Here is a 26,530-nt window from a genome sequence, read left to right as displayed (position 1 = left end):
ATGTTGGATGTACAGGAAATGAATGATGGGCCGGGGACGGATGACCTTGGCGAAAACGGCAAACCCGGCCGCCTGTCGGGTGAGGCGAGGCTCCAGTCAGCCGCCTCTATTCTGGCCACGGCGATCCTGCGCCGAAAGGCAAAAAACGCATGTGTGGGCAATGAGTTAGAGGTTTTCGAAGATTCTTCCCCTGTGCTCGGAGAAGGACTTGATTCATTGCCGGAACAGAGCATTCATTCATGACAACTCGTCCGGAAACCAAAACAAGGAGTTGAAAATGAATGAGTTACAGAACGCCGCCACCGGCGGCAAGAATCAGGACCGAACCCGAAACTCGGTCCTTCGGCAGATGGCCCTGCTGCAATCCATGTCCCTGGAGCAGCTCCGGGAAAAATGGCTCGACCTCTACGGCGAAGAGCCGCCCCAGTACAAGAAGCAATTCCTCATCAAGCGGCTGGCCTATCGCATCCAGGAGCTTTTCTACGGCGGGCTGTCCGAGCAGGCCAAGGTCCATCTCCAGCAGGCCGCCAAGGAGGACCCGGTAGCCACTGTCAATCGACGCATCCCAGAAGAGCGGAAATCGAACGAGGCGATCCTGCCCGGGACCAGGCTGGTGCGGGTCTGGAACGACCGGCGTTATGAGGTGATCGTCCTTGCCGATGGCTACGAGTTTGAAGGCCGCACCTTCCGGTCGCTCAGCGCGGTGGCCAGGGAGATCACCGGGACCAGGTGGAACGGCAAGGTCTTTTTCGGACTGAAGAAGGTTTACGGCAGAAAAGCCGAGGGAGGTTCGGATGCTTGATAACAGCAATGTCGCGCCGGGCAAAAACAAGACCCTGCGCTGCGCCATCTACACCCGCAAGAGCCACGAAGAAGGTCTCGAGCAGGAGTTCAACTCGTTGGATGCGCAACGGGAATCTGCGGAACACTATATCGAAGCCCAGAGGATGCGTGGCTGGACGGCTCTGCCGGATCGCTACGACGATGGTGGATTCTCGGGTGGGAACATGGAGCGCCCGGGGCTGCGCCGACTGCTGGCGGACATCGACGCCGGGAAGATCGATGTGATCGTCGTCTACAAGGTCGACCGGCTGTCCCGCTCGCTGCTGGATTTCATGAAGATGATCGACCTCTTCAACGAGAAGGGTGTCAGCTTCGTCTCGGTCACCCAGCACTTCAGCACCACCGATCCCACCGGCCGGATGTTTCTCGGCATCCTGATCACCTTCGCCCAGTACGAGCGGGAGGTCATCGCCGAGCGTATCCGGGACAAGGTGGCGGCAGCCAAGCGCCGGGGGAAATACTGCGGCGGCGTACCCATCCTCGGATACGACGTCGACAGGGACAACAAGAAGCTGCTGGTCAACCCCGATGAAGCCAGGACAGTGCAGTACATCTTCCGCCGGTTCATCCAGATCGGCTCGGCCAAGAAGCTGGGCCAGGAATTGAACGAACAGGGTTACCGCACCAAGGCCTGGACCACCAAGAAAGGCAAAGTGCGCGAGGGCTCCGAATGGAACACCGCCCACATCTACCGGCTGCTGAACAACCGGATCTATATCGGCGAGATCGCCCACAAGGACCGCAGCTACCCCGGTGAGCACGAAGGGATCATCGACCGGGCGACCTGGGACAAGGTTCAGGCCATCCTGGAGGACAACAAACCGGTCAAGGTTTCCATGGCCAGGACCAAAATGGTCGCCCCGCTGAAAGGCGTCATCCGCTGCGGCCACTGCGGATGCGCGATGGGACCGACCTACGCCCGCAAGAACGGCCGCCACTACACCTATTACATCTGCCAGAAAGACAGCAAGCGGACCGTGAGCCGATGCCCGCTCAAGCGGATTCCCGCCGGGGACATCGAGCAGGCGGTGATCGAGCAGTTGAGCGCGGTGTTCCGCACACCGACGCTGGTGGCCAAGACTTACTTCGCAGCCCGGGACATCGAGCAGGCAGAGCGGGAGCGGTTGTTCAAGCAGAAAGCCCAGCTCGAGATGGAGTTGTCGCAGGCGCGGGAGCAGGCACTCGAATTGATGAAACCTGGCAACGATCAGACGGGCAAGACCGAGATGCTAACGACGGTCAATCGCCAGGCGGTCGAGCTCTCGAAACAACTGACCCATGTGAGCGAGCGCTGCAAAGCCTACCAGGGGAACAGCATCACGGAACAGGACGTTTCGGAGGCCTTCCAGAATGTCGAGGGCTTCTGGGAAGACCTTTTCCCGGTGGAGCGAAACCGGCTCATCCGACTCCTGGTGGATAAGGTCGAGATCCGCGAGACCGGAATCGACATGGAGCTGCGAACCAACGGGCTGACAACGCTCATCGCCGAGCTGGCTGGTCTGGCATGCGAAGTCACCGAACGGAGGGCAAGCCGATGAAAATGAAGCCGACCATTACCGTAGCCGACAACGGCAACCTGCAGATCCACATCCCGATGTTGATCCGGCGCATGCGCGGCCGCAAGACGGTCATCGCTCCCCAGGCCCTGGATGGAGAGATCCCCGGGGCGCAAGAGCTGGTGCAGTCCGCCATCCTCCAGGCGCTGGCAAGAGCCTTTTCCTGGGCCGACATCCTCGAATCCGGCCAGATCAAGTCCATCAGCGAGCTTGCCCGTACCCTCGACGTCGATGGCTCGTATGTGGCCCGCATTCTCAAGCTGACGACCCTGGCCCCCGACATCGTCGAAGCCCTGATCAACGGCGAGGAACCCAACGGGCTCTCGCTGGCGAAGCTGACCCAGACTTTTCCCGAGGACTGGGCCGAGCAGCGCCGCCAGTTCGGCTTCGTCACCGACTGACGACCGGACCGGAGACCGCCCCAGAGAGCCGACCATCAGCGTCGGCTTTTCTATTTTTTGGGGTAGGAAAGCTGAGTTGACCACGCTTCTTTTCATGGGCGAAGCGGGTGATTTCGAAAAAAACGTCCGGTTGCGGGATCGAACGATGACCTAAGACAACCGCTAAAAACGGCAACCAGCCGTAAACCCATATCAATCAAGGATGTAGCTTTCCGGACGCGCTTCGGACTTCGTCCGGAGAAAACAGAGAATCAGGGACCAAACAGAGAAAGAAAGGCGGGAAGATGGGGAGAATCGATGGTGCGGAGGGGTGATTTGGAAAGATGTGAAACGGGCGCAAACCCTTTAGAAACAAGGGAAAAAAGAAAACCCGTCACCCCGGAGAATGACCCCAGAGAGACGGGTTTGTCTTTTCTAAATGGTGGAGGGAACGACGACCTACCACAAAACAGTCTCAAAGCCCGCGCTCATCGTAACTTGACCTCGGTCGTCAATAGCGGACACCAAACGTTAAGCGATTAACCGCTCTTTGAAATATTGTTGCTCATAGGCTGCGGGCGAAAGATAACCGAGCCTCTTCTGCTTCCGTTTTCGGTTGTAAAAGACTTCTATGTAGGTCGTGATCTCCCGTATCGCCTCCTGCCTGGTCGCATAGCGACGATGATGCACGAGTTCGTTTTTCAAGACGCCCCAGAAGCTTTCAATCGGCGCATTGTCGTAACAGTTCCCGCGACGGCTCATTGAGGCTCGCATTTTGAACTGAACAAGGAGCTTGCGAAACTCCTTCGCGCAGTATTGGCTGCCGCGGTCGGAATGATGGATCAAGCCAGCAGCGGGTCGTTTGGCCGCAACGGCGCGGAACAAGGATTGGGAGACGAGATTCTTCGTCATTCGCTCTCCCATGGCGTAGCCCACGACTTCTCCGGTGTAGAGATCCTTATGGCCGGCAAGATACAGCCAACCTTCCGCCGTGGGGATATAGGTTATATCGGTCACCCAGATCTGGTTCGGGGCGTCCGTGGTAAAATTCTGGTCCAGCAGGTTCTCAGCAACCGGCAACGCGTGATTCGAGTTCGTAGTTGCCTTGAACTTCTTGACCTGCTTGCAGCGCAAGCCCAGCTTTCTGCGAATTCGTTTGATCCGATGAACACCAACATGAACGTCGTGATCAGCCAGATCCTCTTGCAGGCGCTCTGGGCCGTAGGTTGCTTCGGTTCTTCTATGAGCCGCAATAATTTCGAGTTCGAGCCGTTTCTCTTCTTTCTGCCGAGGAGACTCAGGCCGTTTCAACCAGGCGTAAAAGCCACTCGTTGAAACCTCCAGAACCCGGCACAGGAAAGGAACCGGATACTCAGATCGAAACTGTTTTATCAACGCGTACCGGGCAGCGACTCCTTGGCAAAGTACGCGGCGGCTTTTTTTAAGATATCGCGCTCCTGTTTGACCTGAGACAGCTCTCGTCTGACGCGAGCGAGCTCTTGCTCAACTTCGGTCAAAGGACGGCTCTCACTGCCGATATCGTTAAGCTTACCGGCCTTGTGAGCTCTGACCCAGTTCTCCAGGGTCGATTTCGGTAAGGAGAGTTGCCGTGACGCTTCGTATGCAGTCAGGCCGCCTTCTATCACCAGTTTCACGGCTTCGTTACGAAACTCTTTCGAGTAACGACCGTTCGATCTTTTAACCATTGTGACACCTCCGTTCGAGAACGATTGTAAACTTTGGTGTCCGTTATTTTCAACTTAGCTCAACTCCTTGATAATAAACGCCGAAGTCATCTTGCACAAGCATTTCCCACCAACCCGACCAGAGAAACGATTTTCTCCCCTGATTTCCCTGCACCGGACGATGGTGACGGGTTTGCAGTAAAACCGGATACCTGGCGTTGAGCCGCAACAACTTCGAATCCGGTTTTCGGACGCCGGTTCGGTTCCCAAAATGGGAATCGAATAGCCGCCCGGATAGGCTTACTGCAGCCCATACTTTTTCTTGAAATCCCCAATCCAATCTTCGTGTCCGCCCGATTCTTGTATGGCCTCAACAACCATTTGAATGGTCAATCTGCCAACTCGATGACGTAGGTTCTGCGGGATCGCCTCATATAGAAATGGCCACAACCCGCCGTGCGCCATCCCATCATCCGTTGACCTCAAAAAAGCCGGGTTCCTTGCATCGTGCAGCAATATGAAGGTCCCTTGCTTGGCAAAGGCAAACATCGCCTCACGAAAAAACTGGTAGTAGTTCGCAAACGGACATATGGCCCCGTTAGCAAGAGCCGCTTCCGAAAAGCCAAGTTCCTCCAAGCGCTGCCAATATTTCCTGCCGATATGGTGCAAGTAACATTCGCCAAGCCGGTCTGGATATGGATTTCGACCCTCGCAATCACCGCCAGCAAAAACGGAGCATCCTCCAAACTCTCGTTCCACCAGCTTTGCTTCAATAAAGAGGCTGTTGCATGAGCCTGACAGAATGATGTCGATTGACGTGGGCTGGCCATTGTCTTCGTTAAAGACTGATCGGTCGTCGTGCTCAAAAACCGCCTCGACGTCCCCTCCTGGCCATTCGACACCGAGCCTTTCAATCGCAATCTTCAAAGGTTCGAGATCGTTGCGCACAATCAGAGGGCCAATCAGATTGAAGGCCATCGCCTGACTGCTTAGTCCGTGATGCAGGTATTTGTGCAGAGGGAACGAATCCTCGCCGAGATGTCTCTCCTGTTCTTGGCGGATGTAATCCGCGACATCTTCACAAATGAGGTTCATGGGCCAAAGATCATGACGTGCGAGACAGTACCCCATCCTGGGATGGGGTTCGCATCCTCGCTCGCTGAACCATTGTTCCGCAGCCTTACGCAGAGATGCCTCGAAACTCTTGTATCGTGTGTAAGGCCAAGTTCTGGCCAATTGCCGACTATTGGTGTTTTTCATGAAAGCGGTCCTTGCTTGCCAATCAGCCTTTCAGTCAGTTCCAAAGCATCCACCGGCCAGAAGCACTCTGGTCGCGGGCGGTTGACGCCGGGATGTCCGGCCTTGGGGCGGCAGTTCAGGACCTGGGCGACCCACTGGGCGGGTATGGCGTCCAGGCCGTACACCGCGCCAAGTAGCGCCCCACAAATGGCTGCGTTGGTATCGGTGTCGCCACCCCGCATGACCGTATCGACGACGCCCGCTTCAAAGCTCGGGGCATTGAGCAGTTGCCACAGGGCATTTCTGAACGCGATCAACACCCAGCCCTGTTGCTGGACGTAGTCAGCAGGTGGAGCTTCGGCGACTCCTTGGATAGCGTCCATGAGAGCCGGTTCGACTGCCAGGTCGGCAGCCCACTGTTTGATATTCTGGTAAAGCTTCTCGGCCTCGCAGCCCGAGGCAATGGCGTGGGCAATCGCCATGGTAAAAAGCGAGTTCGCCTGAAGGCACGCCGGATTGGGATGCGTCAGAGCCGCGTCCTGCTTGGCCCAGTCGCCCACTGTCTCCAATGGGTGGTTGGCCCCGAAAATGCCCAAGGGGCTGATTCGCATCATGGCTCCGTTGGCCTGGCTGTCGGGGTTCGGACGGCCCCGCAATCCAGTGGCGATGGTCATGCCGCAGTCAAAGGGATCGGAGTCGAGCCAGAATTGATAAGCCTGAAGCGCGGCATTGGGATCATAGGCACCACGTTCTGTCAGCATCCGGGCCAGCAGCAGCGCCATTTCCGAGTCATCGGTCGGCTGACCGGCAATGGTGTTCCATGTGCCGCCATCGGCCAGTTCCCGCACACCTTCTGGGTAGTTGCGGAGGATCTCCTCCGGCGACTGGAACTCTACCAGGCTGCCGAGGGCGTCTCCGGCAAGCTGGCCAAGTAGGCAGCCTTGGGCGCGAGATAGCCTGGGTCGATGATCTGGATTTCTACTGCAGGAGTTCATTCATCCTCTCCTGGAAATAGTTTGGGTATTTCTCCATTACCTCCCTGGCTCCGTCCCGATCTTTTTTCAGCGCCTTCACGAGATCCTTCTTCTGGGTCGCTGTCAGGTTCAAGGATGCGGCGAGGTCCTGAGCGATGACGCGGTCCGAAAAGCCAAGCTCGTAAATGGCAATGGTGGTTTCGGTTGGAAGACCATATTTCAGACGCTTTTGAAAAAGCTGCAGACGATTGATCAGGTCTCCAGTGCCATCTTGGTCGAGGGTTTCGATGAATTCACACACAGCGCCTACAACGAGCGCTCCGTCATAAGCGAGCGTCCCTTCGCAGACATCGACGACATGATCGATTTTGAACTCCCTCCGGCGGGTGCCCCATATCATCTTGGCTTTTCGCTTACGGATGATTTTCAGGAGATCGCTGAAGGGTTTTCCACTGATCCACCCATGCGCGATTTCTTTTAGCACCTCCGGCTTATCGAACTTGGTGAATACGCCACTGTTGATATTCCGGGTAAGCAATGGCCAGGCAAGATCGAGCGCGTCCGTTTCATCAACAATCGAAAGCAGACTGTCGGCGTTGGTATGGACCCACCCCTCGATGACTTGGGCATCTTGAATGCCGTAAAGCGTCCGGCCATAGATTTTACGGCGAGCCGGATCAGTGATGTTTGCAGAGATGTTCCCTGCGAGAAGCTGAAACAACTCGCGGATATGCTCCTTTTTCTGATCATCAGCCAGGAAAAAAGCAAGCGTTTCTTCAGCCAGTCGAATCACATCTTCTTCCGAAAGACCATTTTCTACCTCATCCCAATGAGATAATAGGTAACTCTCAACTGCGCAGATAAGATTGATTCTCCAGGCGATTTGTCGCTCGACACCATCCTTTGAGAATTTTTTGCTCCTGTGTCGAGCAGCTATGTCGGCTGCCAGTTTGCCAACTTCATCAGGGTCACTGATATAGGCCTTGGCAAAATCCAGGGCCTCCATTGTGATGGTGTACTTCTCGTCATCACTCTTGATTGGTTCGAAGATGGATAGGAGATTGCTTACGCAGGGCTCGGAATTGCGAGGTTCTAATAGTTCTTTAACTTGATTCCATCGCCACTTATCATCGTGGGATTTCCTTTTGTCGAATACCACAGGATCTGCAAATAATACACTGCCTTCGGTATGCATCCCCGCACGACCAGCGCGTCCTATAAGGTTGTGGAAGTCACGAACTTTAATTCGTTCTAGTCCTTGGTAAACGCTGGTTACTATAAGATACCTAATCGGAAGATTAACCCCTTGTGCCAGGGTTGACGTGCATATGACAAATCGAATGCTCTCAAGCCGCATCGCGTGTTCAACTGCCAATCGTATTCCATGAGGCGTATTCCCATGATGGGAGAAAATGCCTATCCGAGCACTAATTGCAGATGGACTTTCTGATCCAAGATTCGTGTTGATAAGGTAAATCAGTCTTGAAATTTCGTCCTGGTCAGAAAAGTCCGAAGGAGCAGCCAGAGGCAGCTTTCGCGAGAAGCGTTCTGCAGCCAGCTCACAAAGACCAGATGCAGTGTCCTTTCTTCCACAAAAGATCGCTACTGCCCCTTTTGAAACAAGTTTCAGCCCAAGAAATATTGCTATTTCTCTCCCCTCCGTGGGATTAGGGAAGTATTTTGGTTTGGTTAGCGACTCGCCTTTTTTCCTTTCGAGCTTAATCTTATCAATGACTTGTGGCACAAAATATTCAAGATCTTCAGGACTTTCAGGATTTACATATTTCATCCATCCGGTTCTAATTGCGGCCCCCTTCAGGTCAATGAAGCTGGCAAATGCAACGCTGCGATGTGTTGGCAGTAAATTTTGTCCATCAACAGTTTTGGGTTCCCCGTTCAGCCATTCTCCAACAGCCTCGGCGTTGCTGATGACCGCTGAAATCAGCACCTTCTGGGTTCCTTTGGGAATCATGGAGCGTAGTGACGTCAGGAGCAGCTCGTATGTGATGCCTCGGGTGCCGCTGTCGAACTGGTGGCCTTCATCAAAAACCAGCAGGCCAACATGGGCAGCCAGCTCCGGAGCATGCCGAAGGACATAGAGCAGCTTCTCGGGGGTTACGACCAGGATCTGTTGGTGCCCCAGAAGTTCGGCAATCTCGAAGTCGGTCTGTAGGGCATCGGATAATTCATCCACCTTGGTGGTTTCGTTGTGGAACGCCTCGACGAGGCTGTTCTTTATCTCATGGCACAGCGCCCGGAACGGGGCGATGATGATGGCCAGTGATACGCGCTCAGCCAGGAACGCACTTCGAAGGATCAGCTCCGTTGCCTTCGTTTTGCCAGCGCTGGTGGGCATCTGAACGATGGCAGACTCGCCTTTGAGAACATCCGCCTGGCCCAAAAGGTGTTGTGCAGGCCAAAGTTCCTTGATGAACGAATCCTTTTGCAGCGCATGGAGCCATTTGTGGCGGGGCAGCCCGGAATATGACGGTAACGCCTTCCAGGCGGAATTCTCCAACTTTTTCCTCAGAACGGCCGCGATCACATCACCAAACAGAAGCTGCCTGGGCGTGCCGAATTCATAGACGGCGTCCCGCAGCTTCGTTGCCAAATCGAGGAGATTTTCTTCGCCGTTCCCATCCTCAAAAAACTGGAGAATCCACTTTGAAATCCCGTCGATTAATCCGCCGAACGGCCCCTCAGCTCCATCAAAATAGGTTTCCAAATCGGCCTGCAGCAACCAGAGCAACAGGTCCTCCAAACCATCGCCATCCAGGTCCGGGCAGTCGCCATCGATACGCTTCGCCAATACCGACGCGCTTCCGGGAAGATCGCATAGGTAATAGGAGGCAGAGCCCAGAAGCACGAGGTATGGATCAAGTGTCTCGTTCAGCTTTGATTGGAGGTAGGAGTCGAAAAAGCGGGCGGAAAACAGCAGATTGGTTCTCAGCTCCGAGAGGGAATCGGGATCTGGCTCGTCCCGGTTGATAGCGGCGGCAAGATCGCCCAGCAAACCAATCGAGATAGTGAAGAGCTTGGCCGGATCTTGAGTGATCTTGATGTGATGCTCTTCAGGAACACTGTACTCGAGCATCTTGGCCTTTGACCGTGTGACGCCCAGCAGAAGTTGGGATTTCTGTTCAGGCCTCATCCGCAGCCCTCCTGTAGAGCTCGTGGACGAGTGCCATCATCTGATCCCCTTTGATGACCACTAACGCAAGGTCACCTGAATGCGGATGAGAGGAGGCATCGGTCGAGGATGTCAGGTGGCCGTCAAAAAGCGGATTCTCAAAGAGCGCGACAGCTCCATAAACCTCCTTGTATGGGTGATCCACTTCGTTCTGGAAGCGCTCAATTTTTTCGGCATCATCGAGCTCATTCCGACCGTGCAGCCTTTGCTTGATCGCATTCAAAGACTCCGCCTTCCGTGCGATGTCTTTTGCTGAGCCATCCACAGCATCTTGAAGTCTCGCCTTCGCCTTTTTCCCTGAGAATTGCGCCTTCGCTTCAAAGATCGCCAGTCTATCCTTCGAAGAGGCTTTGCCATCCTTGACGATATGGAAGCCGATGATGTCACTGCCTTTTGTCGACTCGTTCCGGATGGTTTTGTCACCATAGCGAGTGCGTGGAACCCAGTAGCCAAGCAGGTATTCAAGAAAATCGGCAACCAGCACTTCTCCAAAATCGCCAGCGCGGATACTGGGTCCTGGCGCATCTTTTGGGTCCGGGAACTTTATGGTGTTGAGATACTCTCCACGAGAGCACTTGTACCCTCTGCGCCAATAATCAATCTCGCTGTCAAAGCAGTAATGATTCCGGAAGTGTTTCGCCCAGGCCGAGAGCACTGCCTCGTCGTTCTCATGACGGAACTCCCAGACCTCGACCTCCTTGCCGTCGGCGGTCTTCAGTCGTTCGCCGGTGTCGACCAGCCATTTAGTGTGTTCCGAAGTCCAAGGCATTCACGTCCCATCCCTGATTTAGTTGCCCTTCAATTTCAACAGCTCATCGTCCAGTCCATAGCGAACCACGTCGATCCGGTCGCTGCGTTGGGATACAAAATCACCGGTCATCACGGGGAGCTGAAATGGGAAGAATGCCGGGTTGTTCAGGAGCAGCCCCAATGCGCCCTTGGCCTCCGGGGTGGCCAGGAGTGCGGATTCGAACATCAAGATGGCCAGGTTTGGCTCGGCAATGCTCACGGGGGCGGCTTTCTCATAGCAGCCTTTGGCCTCGGAATCCTTCAGGGCTCCCCAGGCGACAAAGGAACGGATGACAAATCTCGCATAGCGGCTCACGGTTTGCCGGTCGCCGTACTGTTCCTTGAGGCGGTTGATGATCTGGGTCTGGGTCACCTGATCCTGCAAGGCCAGCAAACGGCCGGTCTGGCGTGCCACGTTGAACCAGAACGGATAGACCGCCGAGATCATCCCCCAGTGGACCGCTAGGGCCATGGACGGGTTTTCCCGCAGAAACGCCAGCGAGGCATCCCGGAATGGAATCAGCTCGGGGTCAGGAGAGACCCAGATCTTCATCAGGTTGTTGACCACGAAGGTCCGGGTCTGATCGCTTCGCTCGCCCTCTGAGCCGTTGCCTTTTCTGTCCGCGAGGAACTCGTGCAGCTCCTGGCGGATGGTTTTGGCGTCGAGTCCTGCCAGCAGCAGATTGGCTGCTTTCTGCATCCACTCGAAACGAATCGCCTGCTTGATGCCGATGGCTTCGTGTCTTTTTCCCATCACCGTGTTCTCCTTTCAAACTTCACAAGGGGCACGATGACTTCTTCGATGGCTACACCGCCGTGACCTACGATGGCATCTCCCGGGTTCACGAATGCGTCGCGGCCACCGGCCACCAGGGGGAAATAATCTGCGGGCAACCCGACCGGCTGCCACTCGTGGGCAAACGGGAAGGCCCCAGCAACCTGAGCGCGAAGTTCCGGCGTGGGATAGACACGAACCCGCTCGCCGCGAGTTTCGGCAATCACACCTTCAGATGGACGGCCTTTACCGTCGCATTGGATATTGCCGTGATCGGCCGTCAGCCAGACCTCATAGCCGTAATCCAGCAGTTGGCAGACCATCGCGGAAAGAAATCCTGCATGGCACCATTGCTTGATCTGGTTGTGCATCCCGGCCGAACCGAGTTGCATGCCGTGCATGATTTTGTCCACTTTATCCACGACCAGCCCCACCACCTTGGTCTTCCCGGGGTGGATTGCGGAGTCGAGGACGCCCGCAGCATCACCGTCGCCAAGGCCGCGTTGGTAGGCGACATCAAGCCGAGACAGACCATGGCCTTCCCAGAACTGCTTCCAGAGCTTCTCTTCGCTGTTGGTCGAGTTAATGGATGACGGGAAATAGAGCGGCGGTTTGCCCGAGAAGATCGACTGCCGCGATACCGAGGTCAGCGTCGGAATCCAGGCGAAGGTCGCGGATTCCCGCATGACAAGATTGGCATCTTGCTTTTGCAGAAGCTGGCGAATGGTCACCCACTGGTCCAAGGCCAGGCCATCAACTACGATTAGCGCGGCACGGCTGCTACCGGAGTCCTCGATGTCCCTTGCCAGGCGGCGCGGCACATGGTGCAGCATGGCTGGATTGGTCGGCGGCAGGTTGATCAGACTGGAGTAGTGGTCCGCCAGCCAACCGGCGAAGGTCGAGTTCAGTGCATCGCCGATTTCCTTGAGCCGGGTCTGATACTCGGTGCTGTTGCCGCAGTGAACCAGCGAAGAAAGTTCGGCCCATTTCAATGCAAAGGCGGTCCAGTCCGAGTAACGCGCTTCCGCAGAGGGCAGCTCCTTTTCGACCAGGTCAAACAGGCGGGAAATCCGAAGCGCGTCATTGTCCGTGCCGGAGGTGGCGATACCGCTACGGACCCAGGACCCGGCATCCACTTCAATATCTGTGGCTTCGACCGGGGTGAGTTTCCCCTCCAGGAACAGGTTGTCGATGTAGACCTTGATGTCCTGATGGTCGAACGGCAAGCGGTCAGGGCCGGGATACTTGAGGCCGTATTGATGCTCACCATCCCTGGTTCGCACCACAAGGGCATCGCTTCGCGATGTCCCAATAGGCTGTCCTGCCCATTGGTCCGGAGAATCCTCTCGCACCTGATTGGCGCTACCCAGCCGGGAAAGAAAGAGCGGCCAGCGTTCCTGTAAAAAGGCGAAGAAGGCCTCATCGTCCGGAACGATCTCGGAAAGCGGCCAGGCTTTGAACCCATCATGGCCTTTCAGAACCTGGATGAGCCGCTCGGCCAGCATCAGCGGAATTTGGAGCTTGCCGTAGTGCAGGCGCAGCAAGGCGCGAAGCAGCTCCACCTCGTTGGCGATCAGCTCCGCCGCAATGCCGAACACATGGCGGAGAATGAAATCCTTGGTGGCGTTGTCGCCCATGCGATCCGGCGGTGACTTGCGCTGGGCCTCGAATAGCGCGTCCAGCAGGCTCCGGTCGAGTTTCTCGATGACCGGGTAGCTCAGATTGGGAAAGAGCTCCCCCAGGTTGAACGACAGCTTCCGGCCCGCCTGGAGCAGATCGTATGGCAGGGACTCCAGCTCCGCATTCTGCAAGCGAAGGACCACCACCAGATCGGTGTGCTCACCCCGGTCCCAGATCGAACGGTACTTGGACTCATAGGCGTATCTGAATTCGACCGGGTCACTGAACTCGATCAGGTCGAAGCCGCGCCCGCGAAGTTCCAAGGCCAGCTTTTCCTCGGTCAGCAGGCAATCCGGGTCTGCGACCAGGGTCAGCTTGCTGACGTTCGGTACAAAATCGTTCAGGATGGCGTCTCGCCAACTACTCATTGAGCGCCTCCCTTGATGATCCGCAGCATCAGCAGCGGCCGGATTTCCGGCACGATCTGCCTTGCCGATTGCAGTTCATGCCGCCACTCGGATTCGTCCGCATCGCAACGGGACAACCTGAATTGCCGTACCTCCGGCAATCCAACCCGCTCGATGGCCTTGCGGCGCGAGGCAAAGGAAACGATGCCGCGTTCCTCCTCGCGAGCCACAGAGGCGAGATGCGCCTGCTGTAATGCGTCGAACAGCTCCTGTCCGGCTTGCTCTGCCGCTTCCTGCAACCGCTCATGGGCGATGATGGATTCGTCCTGGCCGAGGGTGGCCTGCACCTGGGCTTCCGCTGTCTGCAGCGCATCCCAGATATGCCGGGCCGTGGGCAGAAACAGTTTACCTTCCTCGCTTACGAACACACTGACATAGCCCCGCCGCACCATGGGAATGCGCAGGAGTTGTGTCTTCTGGTGCATCCCGGCCTGAAGGCGGATCTCAAAGAGTCCCCAGAGTCCGGAGATGCTGGCTGGCAACCCGCTCACGCTTACACAAGGCAATGGCTGGCCAGCCGCGATCTGCGGCAGGTTCAAGGCCAGCCCACGGACACGACTGTTTTCAAGATTGAGCAGGGTTGCATCGGTCAGACGATCCGCTTCCCGGGCGTTGAACACGGCTTTGCGATGCTCCTGGCCGTCCGGCCAATTCAGGTCCCACCAGGAACGTTTACGGCTGGCCACACCGCCGTGCGAGTTGAGGTAGCCCACCGTCATCCGCTCCACCCAGTGAGGCAGCGGATGGGAACGCAGACGCTCAGCCGCCTGCACATCCGGCTCCTCGGAGATGCCATAAATGGCGGAGGCCTCGCGCACCTGCTGAATCTCATCGCGAAGCCGAGCCACCGTTTGATCGACGGAGGTTTCGATCCCGTCAGGATTGAGGATGGCCGAGGCGAACACATCCTCGAACAGCTCACCGGCTTGGGCGGAGTCGAGTACGTCGCCAGTCTTGTCGATGCCGAACTCGTCGAAGATTACTGAAAGCTTCTGCTCCAGCACTTCGCGGACCCGGAACTCGACCGAGTCCTCAAACACGAAGTTGATTGCCCGCACCTTCTTGGGCTGGCCGATACGGTCCACACGGCCGATCCGCTGTTCCAGCCGCATCGGATTCCAGGGGATGTCGTAGTTGATGATGACATGGGCAAACTGCAGGTTCAGGCCCTCACCACCCGCGTCGGTGGAAACCAGCACGCGATGCGATTTGCGGAAGGCATCCTGGACCTGCTTACGTTCCTCCATATCCATGGAGCCGTTCAGGGTGACGACCGAGATGCCACGGGCTTCCAGAAACTCTTTCAGCATCTGCTGGGTCGGCACGAACTCGGTGAAGATCAACACCTTAAGGTCCGGTTCGTTTTCCTCGGCTTGCAGTTCGTAGACCCACTCGATCAACGCCTCGGCCTTGGCGTCCGGACCAGCCTGTTCACAGCGAACCGCCGCATCGAGCAGGGTCTCTACATGGCTGCCTTCGCTCTGCAGAGCCGACACATGAGATTTCAGCAGCTCATCGAGCAGCTCCTGGCCGTCCATGTCGTAGAGTTCGGCCATTTCATCGTCTGGGCTTTCCGATCCCTCCGTACCGTTTTCCAGCTCCGCCAGCCGCAGGCTGGCCTGCTGTTCGCCTTCCTTGAGTGCGGCGAGTCGCCGTTCCAGCGTGGTGCGGATCGCCCGGGTGCTGGAGACCACCAGACGCTGCATCAGGATCATCAAAAAGCCGATATGGCGCTTCTTCTCGCGCAGGGCCTGGTTGTAGCCCTCGCGCACATAGTCGGTCACTGCCTCGTAGAGGAGCTGCTGCAGGTGATGACGGCTCTCCCAGGCCACCGGGGCCATCTGCGTCCGCCGGGGTTTGAAGAGCGGCTTGCCGTCGGCATCGATGGCCTTGCGCTTCTCGGTACGGATGACATACGGGGCCACCCGCTCGCGGGAGACGCTGTCCATGTCCGGGAAGGCGTCGTCATCCAGTAGGTTCATCAGGCGATGGAAGGCATCGGTCTTCCCCTGGTGGGGAGTCGCCGAAAGGAGCAGCACATAGGGCGCGGCCTCCGCCAGCCCCTTGCCGAGCTTGTAGCGGGCGACCTGATCGGTGCTGCCGCCCAAGCGGTGCGCTTCGTCCACCACCACCAGATCCCAACCAGCGGTGATCAGATCTTCGAACCGGCTGCGGTTGTATTCGGCAACGCGCTCGGCGGTCCAACCGCGCCGTTTGTCCATGGGCTTGACCGAATCCAGGGAGACGATGACCTGATCGAACATCGACCAGGCTGAGTTCCGGTGGTCCGCGCCTGTAGCCAGGCGCTGCAAGGTGCCGATGTCGTCTCCCAGCACGAGCTGGAACTGCTCGTTGAAGTGCGTCTGCATTTCCGCCACCCACTGGGTGGCGATGCCTTTGGGAGAGACGACCAGAATTCGCCGAACCAGCCCGCGCAGCTTGAGCTCGCGCATGACCAGACCGGCCTCGATGGTCTTACCGAGGCCCACCTCGTCGGCCAGCAGGTAGCGCACGCGGTCGCCGGAGATGGCCCGTGACAAGGCGTGGATCTGGTGCGGCAGTGGAATGACGTTGGACTCCATGGGAGCCAGCAATACATGGCCTTCGGTGGCGCTGGTGGAACCTTCGAGCACCTCGGCCACCTTGGCTGCGGCGGCCACATAGGCAATGCGTCCGGCCTCGATCTCCGGTCGCAGGTCGGCACTCAGCGGCCGCAAGGCGGAGCGGGGCACGCGCACCACCGCGTCCTGGTTCGGCAACCAGACACGGCACACCGTCTGCCCCCACAAGGTCTGTTCTTCGATGACCTTGCAGGCGCTGTTATGAACGGTGCTGTATTGCCATATGGAGCTAGTTCCTCGCACCTCTGCAACTACACTAAAATTATCAGTGGAAAGATCCATGCTAGATTCCTTCAGGTAGTACCGACATATTCCTTACCCCCGTCTCAAGCTGCTGCTCAAGCAATCTAAGCCCATTAGGTGAATTCAGCACTCTGAAATCAAGGCGAAGAACGCCAATAGAAATGACTCCCTTCTGAAAACCGACACTGGTCTCCCATCGTTCGAACTGAGGCACTTTCTCATCTAAGTCTTCTGTAAATGGCTGCACTATCAATCCAGCACGAGTCCCAGCGGACATACAAGAGCAAACCACCTGATAAAAATTGCCCGCGTCCAATTTGTGCTTCTTGGTTTGTGCTTCTGTGCCTATGCGCCCGACATATTTTGAATCGGAAACTAAGATAGGGCGCATACTTTCAGAGCAGTACAAAATATCATCCGGCCTAACATACCTGCTCCTATAACCCAATCCAGGCCCGGAACGCTTCACGAACTCCCAGGTGCTTTGCGCCTGTGTTTTTATGCCAATTCGAGAAGAAATCCGCCTGTAAAGATATGACACCATCGCCTCATAGCATTCATGCATTATGGCGATCACACCGCATATTCTTTTGTCAGATCTTGTAGTTGATACTGAACGACGGCGTGCTCTTAAAAGTTCCTGCGCCAATTCGAAAGGTTCACGGTATATTGACATCCCTGGTGGTAATGGTCTGAGCGTGGGGAACCTGAAAGAATCACTACTTTCTACTTGCGGTAGCCGATCTAGAGCAGCTTTTAAAGCAAGCTGAGTTTCGCGAGCACGCGCTAATCGCTGGAATTCGATTACCGCCCACCTTAACAGATGAATGTATTCATTATTATTAGTAAATTCAGAAAACGAACATGAAACCTTGTGCTGGCGAGTTGGTGATTTGATTAGTTGCTTATGTAAAAGAATCCTGCCACGGACAAAAGATAGTTCTCTCTTAATTCTGTGGTAAGCCAACAGAGGATGGCTTTCAAGGGCCTTCAGAAGTGATTGGGCGAAAAGGCGAGCAAACGGGTCTACGAAGCGCGAGGTTAGCCACGCTGCAGACAACGTACCCGGAAGAATTACCATCCTACCTGGTCCGCCACTCAATACTAAAGCATTGCTTAGTCGAGAAACCCAATGATTCTCGCCCATGAATTTTGGGCGAATGGTGACAAAGACTGGGCCGAGGCTCAAAAATCCTGAAATACCACTAAACCGGATCTGCCTCCGATAGGGATCTAATTGAATAGGAAGCTTTTCCGATAGAGCATTAGTGGATACGAGGCGTCTGTTGCAGACAGATACAGCTTTTTCCAAAAGCTGTATCCCATCGTCCCGCAGTTCTGGAGGAAGAGAGTACCAATGATTCTCTTTGCACTCCATTGTTGAAACTGAGCTATGGTTATTCAAGGATTCTCCTGAACATTATTTTCAGCCGCAATTTCACCTTCTACCTCTTCAACATCTTCAGCTACCTGCTCATCTTCTTGCGGCCATCCTTCCGCACCAATTCCTGCTATAACCTGCATTATTTCCAGCCATTCATCAGTTGTTTGCTCATCTTTTACATGCAGCCACCCGGTCGGCTCCACAAGAAGGTCACCGACTATGATGTCGGCCCCAGAATCAAAAACAAAAAGTCTCTTCTCGTTGGCTTCTCCTCCTAGAATTGTCTTCAATAGCTCCTGCTGATCTCGGAACATCTCCTTAAGTTGGGGAATAACCTTTTCGCGGAATGCTGCTATCAATGCTTGTTTCCTGGACTTTACGGTGCCGGTTTCAGGAGCGAACACCTTCCAGAAATAAGCATGTCCCAGGCGAAAATCGGTGCCTCGAAAAACAGCTATGTTCCGGTTAATTTTTTCTAGCAACTTGCAGGCAAGGAAGGAAATTCTGTTCCACTCATCATGCTCTCCAACATTGAGGAAGCCTTTAACGATTTGAACCTGAAGTTTTAACAGTTCTATGTCCGGGCCTATCTCTATGATTTGGAAACGCCGCCGCAGAGCACTGTCCAAAGGGGCAACAGAACGATCCACAGAATTCATAGATGCCAAGGTGTAAAAATGGAACGGCATTACGAAAATACCATCTTGGGTAACTGGTCCGTTTTCCGGTGGATAGGGCAACATAACCTCTACAGTCAAATCCGTTTGTGTTCCATCCGCTGCCTTGCGCTTATCCACCTCTAGGACGGTAATAAGTTCCCCAAAAATTTCCGCAGTGTTTCCTCTATTGATCTCATCAATTAACAGGAGAGATGCCGCCTCGTGTCCGGCGGCATTTTCAGCCAGTTCTATGAAAGGTCCTTTTTTAACCTTATAAGTGATAGAGCCGCTCGTTGGATCGATATCGGGTCTTAGTCCAGCAACAAAGGACTCGTATGACATGCTTTGGTGGAAAGTGACAAAGAGCGATTTCTTAACAACTTGGCCCTCTGGAAAAGATTGCATAGGGGCAGATTGGAAAGGGTGGTTGAGATCATCTTCGGCAAAAAGAACTGGCGCTATCCCTTGCTCAAAACATTTCTGTACCGATTTCATCAGCCAAGTTTTTCCTGTTCCTGGAGGCCCGTACAGAATTACATTATGAGTCGTTTTCAATGCTTCAATTATGCGGGATATGGTCGGATTCTTCAGAATAATTCCACCTTCATCTCTCAGATCTATAGCCCCATACGCCTTCCCTTCTATTTTTACTCTCAACTCTGTCGGAAGATGATCTAAAGAGCGAATAAACCGAGCGTGGTACTTGTCCTCTTGATCTCGAATTAGCACAATATAAGCGCTATTTTCGTCTGGCCGATCTTCCCTGACAGGTTTGGACCAAGCTATAACAGGATGTGTCCTCTGGTTGTTGAATCTAGCTTCCCCTTCTCGTTGTCCATGCTGAATTCTGAAACTCAATTCCTGTGCCACTAAATCTGGATCACTATTCACAGGTTCAAGTTGAATTGATGCATATTCGCTTTGACCTTCTGCACTCCAAACCAATTCATCATTAGCAAGGTCATCAAGCCATCTTTTGTTTTTCCCAATAGAAATATATGTATGGCCTGTATTCTCTTCAGCATTCTGCAAGACGTCGAGGTCGGTTTTCCCAAGACGTTTGAATACAATGTATTTAATTTTGAGCACACGTTCCTCCTGTCGTACAGAGCTTAAGAGATTCGAGTTATTGCTTGGTCATACCACATGAGCAGCTTGGGATCTTCTTCCAGGACGTTGTTGGGAATCTTTTCAGCCACTGCTACGATTACAGTGTAATCTCTCTCTTGCCAGGCCTTCTTGAAACCGGCTCGAACAGCTTCCAGCCGGAAAACTTTGAGATTCTTCTTGGCACCTTTATATTCCTCGAACTCCTTCAGCAACGCCCTTTCGCGTAATTTTTCGAGATCACCAGCCTTATTTGGATCGGGCACGTACCAGCGATCACGAGCTTTCGCAATGAGCCCTGAATCATCTTTGGGGCGGTTGCGGAACTCCGGCCAGTTAGTCGACAGATAACTGTGAATTTGGCTCGGAACTTCACCACGCCCTTCGAATCGCAAGAAGTTCTGCTCTAGCAACGTAGACAGTTCAAGAGCTTTCTCATTCTTGCTCCACCCACCAATTTCCCTCAAAAACTGTGGGTGGAGATCCTGGAAGGTCTGCGGTTTATCACGGAGAAGGCTTCTCAACCATTCAATTGCCGAAGATTCATCAGAAACAAACAGAGTACCTTGAATCAACCGTTCAACGGTTAAGCGTTTTTTGTCATACTCTGCAGCTTGTTCGGGAAGAAAAAACATCCCATCACGCTCAGCAAACCTCTGTCTAATACCGAGCTGGAATTCTTGATTAGAAATAGGTACGGGATATCCATTCCTAACATAGTAGGCCACCATTTGATCGAACAATATTCTGGAGTCCCTTTCGGTGAGATACGCAACATCACTCCCTACCTTCTTGAAAGTTGGGAGATGAGAAAGATAGTTACGAACAAACTCCCAAACACCGCTCTCTTCTGAGGCAGATGCGTTGAATTTCTCAAGGAATTGAGTTGAAGGCTTGTAGGCGGAGATAATCAAATCCTGGACAACAGCCCCCGGCCTTATATCGGCAAGTATTGTTGTAGATCCTTTATCAAGCTTGCATACCTGAGCAACCACGAAACCTGCTTCAGATATCGCATTTTGTATTAGGTTCCAGACCGAAGCTTGCGTGTTGTGAAACTCTACAGTGAGCCATTTTCCTGGCCTTAATACTCTGTAACACTCTTTAAACGCTCGAAGCATTAACCGGCCGTAATCTTCAAACTCCTTATGCTTTGTTTCATCGATTACTGCTTCTGGTGAATTGTTAGATCTTACCTTTAACCATCCCTCGAGAATCAAGTTCATTTCGCTGTATATGATGTTTGCACCAAAAGGAGGATCGGTATAGATGTAATCAATGCTCTGATCTACAATCTGATCGAGCTTCGTGGCTGACTGCGTTGTTACAAGATGGCCTTCATGGTTTCGTGGCTTTTCACTTTCGGCATCAATGAATTTTTTTATCTTTCTTCTGAGAGAGTCGTAGATATTTTTTTCCATTCGAACGATTGGCATATACAGGTTTCCTGACATGCCTCCACCGCCACCGAAATATCCTTGACGCTCTGATATGACAGTGAAAATTGACGTTAAGCACGATCTAATAGCATTGCGTATGGACGCGTCGTTGATTTCTGCCATACGTTGCCACAGGTCGGCAAAGACCAATCGGTTTCTTTCTGATAGAAACTTGCTAACGTCTGTAATTGCTTTGTCGCCTAACTGAGCGAGCTTTGCTGAGTATCCAGCTGGGTCTATTTCATCAGATGGAATCCACAAAGGTGTATCTTGTAGGGCAGATATCACTTTGCGCACAACATCTCGATCGAAATCGTTTGGCTCTCGGTTAATCCGATTTCTTCCAGACGCAGCATTTACCCAAGCAAGAGATTTTTTCTTTCCATCAGTTGTAAGTACCCGTTCAACTTTCCTTACGTTTAGTTCAGCGCCACATGATGGACACTCAAATTGCTTTTTAGTCTGGACCTTGTTGCCATGGTGAATAACGCCGTGCGGGAAAAACGGAAATTCATGAACACACTCAGGGCAATTAAACACATCCGTCCATACGTAATAGTTAACACTTGTACGCCTTCCGGCATCTTCAGTTTCATACACCCAGCTAAATTTTTTCTCGGACTGCCTTATTAAATTCTCAATTTCTTTTTTGAATAAGTGTTTGTCGAAACTAGACGTATTAACGCTAGAGATAAATGTCGCTATTGGTGAAAGATCGTTGACAATAACATTTCTTCCGCACTCTCTGGCGGCTACGCCCGTCATTCCAGTCCCACAGAAAATGTCCAGTACCAAATCACCTGGGGAGGTGTAGTAGGTAATCAACTCCTTGATAATCTCTGGAGGCACTTTGGTATGATAAGGATGAAATGAATAAACAGGATGCCGACCTGTCGCGGCAAGATCGCCCGAATATGGTTCCGAAACTACTTCCGTTGAGGAAGGATCTCCATATATCGACAAAAATTCCCCAATCCACGGATTAGGACAAGCGGTGTAATACGGCGGATCGCTGAGGTTCAGGATGTCCTCGTCGCTGCCAATGGGAAAGCCTTCGATCTTGCGAAACTCCGGGTCCTGCAACTTCTTGCGCAGCTCCTCGGTAAAGTGGGCGCGGCGAACCTCGTCGTTCTCGAAGGTCATGCCGAGACAGGTCACCGGGCCGGAGGGCTTCTGCGGCTCTTCAAACAGCGAGTCAAACAAACTGGTTTCTTTCATCTTCATATTCCTTTTTGGCGTCTTGTTTCTCAGCTTGGTCACTTCATGGGTGACCAAGCTCGGCGGAGTTGGTCACTCACTTAGTCACTCTTATTCCATGACGATCCGCACCTTGGCCGGGTCCTTGCCCTTGGTGAGCTGATCGATGTACTCCTCAAAGCGTTTCTTCATCTCCGCCGGGGTGGCCGGGCCGTCGGTAACCTGCAGGGCCTGTTGCAGCTCCTGCGCCTTGACGGTGACCTTGACCAGACCGGAGAGCACTTCCTTCAGGGCGTGGACAAAGTTGCTGTCCAGCGGCACCGGCAGTTCTTTCGACTTGATGAAGGCTTCCAGGGGCTCGCGGTCGTCGATCTTCAGCAGGTCCATGTTGGCCTGGGTGATCGGGTCCTCCAGGTTGCTGAGAATGGTGGAGGTCCAGGCCGTCACCATGGCGTCGAGCTGGGCGTCCATCTGGTCGATCATCTGCGAGCCTGCCGCCGTGCCGGTTTCTACCGAAGGCCGGAACCCGCAATGCGGGCAAATGGGCGAGGCGTCGAGGTTTTGCTCGGTCAGGGCGAAGCAGCTTTTCAGTCCGGCCAGGCGGTTCTGGTAATCGGTGAGCTGCTGCCGGGGCATCAGGTCGATACCGGCCAGCTTGAGCAGGGTTTGCAGCCGCTGGTCATTGAGCAGGCCCGCCTTGCGCTTGTCGTCGTTCACCCCCAGCCGGGCCTTGGCGTGCAGGCCGATGTAGGCGACGGTGTAATCCTTCTTCAGCTTTTGCAGCTTGGCCCCGATGCTCTGAGACTGGCTGGCCAGCTCGGTCAGGTCGGCCTGCTTGAGGGCATCGAGCACATCCTGCCGGGTGGTCTTCATGCGATCCACCCAGTCATGCTCGGCGGTCAGCACCGCCTCGGCGGTGGAGAGCCAGGACGCCGTCGGGCTGTGGTCCATGATGAACTCGCGCAGGGCATCCAGCTCATCGAGCGCCTTCACGGCCTTTTCGTGGGCCAGCACCTCGGGAGCGCTGTAGCGGAAGTTTTTCAGCTTACCTGGCGAGGAGTAGGCCTGGAGCGATTCAAAGAAGCCCTTGGCCTCGTCCAGCCCACTGGCCTGGCTGGCCAGGTCGGTGCCCGCGAGCAGATCCAGACCCCAGAAGGAGAGCCCTTCGCGCAGGGTCTGCTGGGTCATGACGATGCGCTTGACGATCTTGCCCACTGCCTGCTGCAGGTTCTGCACTGGCTCGTCCTTGCCCTGGGTGACGAGCTGGGCCATGCCCGGCGTCATGCCGAGCAGTTCGAACAGCGCTTTGAGCGCGGGCAGGTTCCATTCCTTGGGCTGCTCCAGGTGCTTGAAGCGGACCAGTTCGTCCATGCCGGTCGCGGCAAGCTGCTGCAGCCCGGTGGCGTCGAATTTCTTGCCCGGGATGGAGAGCACAATGTCGCCGGAGTAGACCAGGGCAGCCACCAGGACACTCACCCATTCGGGTTCCAGGCGCGAACCGCCCGGGTTCATGTATTCCAGCCCATGGTCGTCCTGGATGATCTCGCTGCGGTTGACCACCTGGCCGTGGCCCTTGGCCTTGACGGCATCGAGGATGAACTTGGTGTACTTCGACTTGTAGGGGTCGATCTTCTCGCCGTCGAGCAGCTCCAGGGCGTCCAGCACGGCGGTTGCCTGCTTGGTGCGGTTCTGCCCGGCGATGGCCCGCAGGGCGTCCTGCGCGGCCTGGGCGCGGTTGTTGCCGGTGATCAGGACCGAGAAGAACGGGTAGTCCGGGGCCTGGTTCTCGAAGTTCGGTGCCAGGCAGACACCGGCAATGGTGTTCACCAGGTCACGGAAATTGATAGTCTCGTGGGGCGACAGACCGGACAGATCGCGGATGGATTTGCCCTTGGCCCATTCTGTCATGGACTTGGCGCGGCCCTGATAAGTGACCTCGAAGGCGTCGCTCATGTGCTTCTGCAGCCACTGGACCAGCTTCTTCAGGAAGCCGTTGGCCTTCGATTCATAGGTGGCCTTGGCGTGGCCCGATGAGGTAGCTGCAAGATCCAGGGCTGCCGCGTAGCTCTTCAGCGCGGTCTGGAATTCCTCGTCGGTGCCTTTCAGGCGGAAGAAGACCTCGTCGTTGACCTTGTCGTCCTTGAAGCGCGGCGGGTCGTTGGGCTGGATGAAGTAGAGGTAGAATTCCCGCTGCGGCACGGCGGTGGAGCGCTCGTTGGGAGCGCCGAAAAAGAGGTAGCCAGTACGGGCGGCCTTGTGTTCCTGCCAGACCAGTTCGTGCTGCCAGATCTTATAGCCGGTCACGTAGGTGGCGTCCTGGCACTCCATGACCCGCTTGAGCGCCTCGTAATAGAAGCGGTCGAGTTGAGCCTGGCCCAGGCTTTCGGCCCGCTTGTCGATCAGGGCGTCGAAGTCGTCGGTCTTCTTCAGGTCGAGATAGAACTGGCGGTTGTCGGCATTAAAGGAAATGAACTGGCCGCTGACCGTTTTGTGGATCTCCCGCAGGACCGTTTCCACATGGGTCTGCAGGTCCTTGTCGGGTTCGTCGCTGCCCAGTTCGGCGATCAGCGGGTCGAACAGGCAGAGGCGGTCGCGCAGTTCCTCGGCGGACGCGCCCATGGGGGCATAGATGTCGCCGGTGGTGAGGCGATGGACGGACAGCGCATGGATCAGGCGCAGTGCCATCGGCTTGTATTGTTTCCGGGTGATGGCGTTTTCGATGCGGGATTCCAGCACCTGGCTGCAATCGATGACCGCCCGAATCTCGGGAATGGCGCGGAACGAGGCGTTCTGCTTGAGCGTGTTCCAGTAGCTGTCGAAGGCGATCAGGCCGGGTTCGTCCTGCGGCACATCCTTGCCGAGGATGCCTTTCATGCCCATGGACAGTGTCTTGAGCACCTCGCGCTTTTCCACCACGGTGACGCGTTCGAATGTGTCGATGTAATCGGGATGCACCGGAAAGAGCCGGACGAACTCATCCATCCGCTCGTTGAGGCCGCCATAGTATTTGGCAAAGGGCATCAGATAGTCGCGGATCTTGGCCTGTTGCTCGGTGGTTTTCTTGAGCAGGCGCTCGGCCACAACGAATTTGACGTCGCTGCGGGCAATGAGGATCTGCTCGAAGCGGTCCTTCACCCGGCGGATGCTGTCGGCGACAAAGGCGAAGCGCGGGCTGTCGAAAATGGCTTCCTGGACACCGGCCATGAAGCGGAAGCGCAGATCCTTGCAGACCTCGCCGACCTCGCGGAGGAAGTTGAGGTCGAGGATCAGCTCCTGATCCTTGCGGGTGCGCAGGTAGTCGAGCAGCTCGTCGACCACCAGCAGCAGGCCGTGTTCAGGGAAGACCTCGCCGAACTTGGCCATCATGTCCTCGAAGGCCCGTTTGTGACTGGTGATGGTGCCCGCCTCGGGGAACACATACTCCACGCCGAGTTTTTCGAGATGCTCTTCCAGTTCGGCCACCAGGATGTCGCGCAGGGACATGGTGGTGGCTCCGATCTCGGTACGGATGACCTTGAACCGACCGGCGATCTGAGAGGCCGCATCGCGGACACCGGCGTGGTTCAGCCCTTCCAGCAGGGAGGCGTCTGCGGCAAGACTGGAGACCACCGACATCAAGTGCGACTTACCGGTGCCGTAGTTACCGACAACCAGCAGGCCCTTGTTGTCGACCGGCTGATCGAACTGCATCTGAGGAATGACAAGCTGCGTGAGCCGTTCGGCCATTTCCTCGGAAATGACATAGGTGTTCACGAGTGTGTGCGCGGCGCTGGATTTGTCCGCGTCACGCAACTGAACGACCGACTCAATCGGGTCGAATTGGATAAGGTCTCCGTATTTCATGCTTGTCCTGCCTCTCTATTGTTTTTTGCCGAATCGACCGTGGCCGTGCCATCCATGCCCACAATCAGCGCATCGACCGAGTCATAGCTGCGGTACTCGGGATGGCCGGTTTCGGCGTACAAAAGCCTCCCGGAATTCATGATTCCGTTCCACGAAGCCACCACGGCCCGGTTTCTCGAAATGGACTGCAGCAGGCGTAAGGGGTCCTGCCGGAGATCCTTGTCGAAAAGGATCTCGAGATTATCCAGCACCACCGGTGACTGCGTCTGGTCAGCGATCTGATCGAGGATGCCCGGCAGCCGCAGTGACCGCTGCTTGGCTGTCAGCTCAAGCAGTTCGCCTGAAAGCGCCAGATTGACGTTAACGACGGATGAGCCGAACTCTTCGGCAATATCCCGAAGAACGCTGGTCTTACCGGAACCGGTCTCACCCACCAGCAATACCAGGCGGTGATACAGCCCTTCGGCTGCCTGGAGGGATCGTTTTATCTTGTCGTGAATCGGCTCGGCCATGGTCGCT

Annotated in this window: 17 protein-coding genes; 4 read left to right on the top strand and 13 right to left on the bottom strand. The window is 55.1% G+C overall.

What is annotated here, in order from left to right; all coding sequences use genetic code 11:
* Genes DPRO_RS02705 through DPRO_RS02690 form a run of 4 tightly spaced genes read left to right on the top strand, consistent with a single transcriptional unit; the run spans position 1 to position 2,800 of the window.
* On the top strand, positions 1-243 hold the full coding sequence (locus DPRO_RS02705; RefSeq protein ID WP_041248519.1) for a hypothetical protein: 243 nt from the start codon (positions 1-3) through the stop codon (positions 241-243).
* A gap of 34 nt (positions 244-277) precedes the next feature.
* Entirely contained in the window at positions 278-802 is a 525-nt protein-coding gene (locus DPRO_RS02700) for a DUF2924 domain-containing protein (RefSeq protein ID WP_013219093.1), read from the top strand.
* Positions 795-2,381 (top strand): recombinase family protein, encoded by a 1,587-nt coding sequence (locus DPRO_RS02695; protein WP_097010618.1) that lies wholly within the window; start codon positions 795-797, stop codon positions 2,379-2,381. Before DPRO_RS02700 ends, DPRO_RS02695 begins: the two co-directional genes overlap by 8 nt.
* Positions 2,378-2,800, top strand: a complete 423-nt coding sequence (locus tag DPRO_RS02690; RefSeq protein WP_097010684.1) for a hypothetical protein — start codon at positions 2,378-2,380, stop codon at positions 2,798-2,800. Before DPRO_RS02695 ends, DPRO_RS02690 begins: the two co-directional genes overlap by 4 nt.
* 510 nt (positions 2,801-3,310) lie before the next feature.
* On the opposite strand, the gene DPRO_RS02685 is transcribed toward DPRO_RS02690, so the two are convergent.
* The 13 genes from DPRO_RS02685 to brxF form a co-directional block, all read right to left on the bottom strand.
* Positions 3,311-4,485, bottom strand: a protein-coding gene (locus DPRO_RS02685; protein WP_097010683.1) for an IS3 family transposase whose coding sequence is annotated in 2 segments (ribosomal slippage) — positions 3,311-4,200 and positions 4,200-4,485 — 1,176 coding nt in all. Because the reading frame shifts where the segments join, the coding sequence is not laid out codon by codon here.
* Between the two features lie 279 nt (positions 4,486-4,764).
* The gene (locus tag DPRO_RS02680; RefSeq protein WP_097010682.1) at positions 4,765-5,724 is read right to left on the bottom strand and encodes a PGN_0703 family putative restriction endonuclease; all 960 of its coding nucleotides are present in this window, start codon (positions 5,722-5,724) and stop codon (positions 4,765-4,767) included.
* Complete coding sequence (locus DPRO_RS02675) at positions 5,721-6,698, bottom strand: ADP-ribosylglycohydrolase family protein (protein ID WP_097010681.1); 978 nt, start codon at positions 6,696-6,698, stop codon at positions 5,721-5,723. The genes DPRO_RS02680 and DPRO_RS02675 overlap by 4 nt, the downstream gene beginning before the upstream one ends.
* A complete protein-coding gene (locus DPRO_RS02670; protein ID WP_097010680.1) occupies positions 6,682-9,828 on the bottom strand; it encodes a DEAD/DEAH box helicase in 3,147 nt (1,048 codons plus the stop codon). The genes DPRO_RS02675 and DPRO_RS02670 overlap by 17 nt, the downstream gene beginning before the upstream one ends.
* Positions 9,818-10,636 carry a Hachiman antiphage defense system protein HamA gene (locus tag DPRO_RS02665; RefSeq protein WP_097010679.1) on the bottom strand — a complete coding sequence of 273 codons (819 nt, stop codon included), beginning with the start codon at positions 10,634-10,636 and terminating at the stop codon, positions 9,818-9,820. Before DPRO_RS02665 ends, DPRO_RS02670 begins: the two co-directional genes overlap by 11 nt.
* An 18-nt stretch (positions 10,637-10,654) precedes the next feature.
* A complete protein-coding gene (locus DPRO_RS02660; RefSeq protein ID WP_011927925.1) occupies positions 10,655-11,410 on the bottom strand; it encodes a hypothetical protein in 756 nt (251 codons plus the stop codon).
* On the bottom strand, positions 11,410-13,479 hold the full coding sequence (pglZ, locus tag DPRO_RS02655; RefSeq protein ID WP_097010678.1) for a BREX-3 system phosphatase PglZ: 2,070 nt from the start codon (positions 13,477-13,479) through the stop codon (positions 11,410-11,412). Before pglZ ends, DPRO_RS02660 begins: the two co-directional genes overlap by 1 nt.
* Positions 13,476-16,421 carry a DEAD/DEAH box helicase gene (locus DPRO_RS02650; RefSeq protein ID WP_097010677.1) on the bottom strand — a complete coding sequence of 982 codons (2,946 nt, stop codon included), beginning with the start codon at positions 16,419-16,421 and terminating at the stop codon, positions 13,476-13,478. The genes pglZ and DPRO_RS02650 overlap by 4 nt, the downstream gene beginning before the upstream one ends.
* 1 nt (position 16,422) lies before the next feature.
* A complete protein-coding gene (locus DPRO_RS02645) occupies positions 16,423-17,787 on the bottom strand; it encodes a 5-methylcytosine restriction system specificity protein McrC (protein ID WP_157917346.1) in 1,365 nt (454 codons plus the stop codon).
* Positions 17,784-19,514, bottom strand: a complete 1,731-nt coding sequence (locus DPRO_RS02640; RefSeq protein ID WP_097010675.1) for an McrB family protein — start codon at positions 19,512-19,514, stop codon at positions 17,784-17,786. Before DPRO_RS02640 ends, DPRO_RS02645 begins: the two co-directional genes overlap by 4 nt.
* A gap of 23 nt (positions 19,515-19,537) precedes the next feature.
* Complete coding sequence (locus DPRO_RS02635) at positions 19,538-22,189, bottom strand: DNA methyltransferase (protein ID WP_173806728.1); 2,652 nt, start codon at positions 22,187-22,189, stop codon at positions 19,538-19,540.
* A gap of 90 nt (positions 22,190-22,279) precedes the next feature.
* Positions 22,280-26,011 (bottom strand): DUF6079 family protein, encoded by a 3,732-nt coding sequence (locus DPRO_RS02630; protein ID WP_097010673.1) that lies wholly within the window; start codon positions 26,009-26,011, stop codon positions 22,280-22,282.
* A complete protein-coding gene (gene brxF, locus DPRO_RS02625) occupies positions 26,008-26,523 on the bottom strand; it encodes a BREX-3 system P-loop-containing protein BrxF (protein ID WP_097010672.1) in 516 nt (171 codons plus the stop codon). Before brxF ends, DPRO_RS02630 begins: the two co-directional genes overlap by 4 nt.
* Between the last annotated feature and the right edge of the window lie 7 nt (positions 26,524-26,530).

It is taken from the genome of Pseudodesulfovibrio profundus, from assembly GCF_900217235.1.
GTDB lineage: Bacteria > Desulfobacterota > Desulfovibrionia > Desulfovibrionales > Desulfovibrionaceae > Pseudodesulfovibrio > Pseudodesulfovibrio profundus.
Note: the sequence above shows the minus strand (reverse complement) of the source record. Positions and strands in the feature narration are given on the sequence as shown.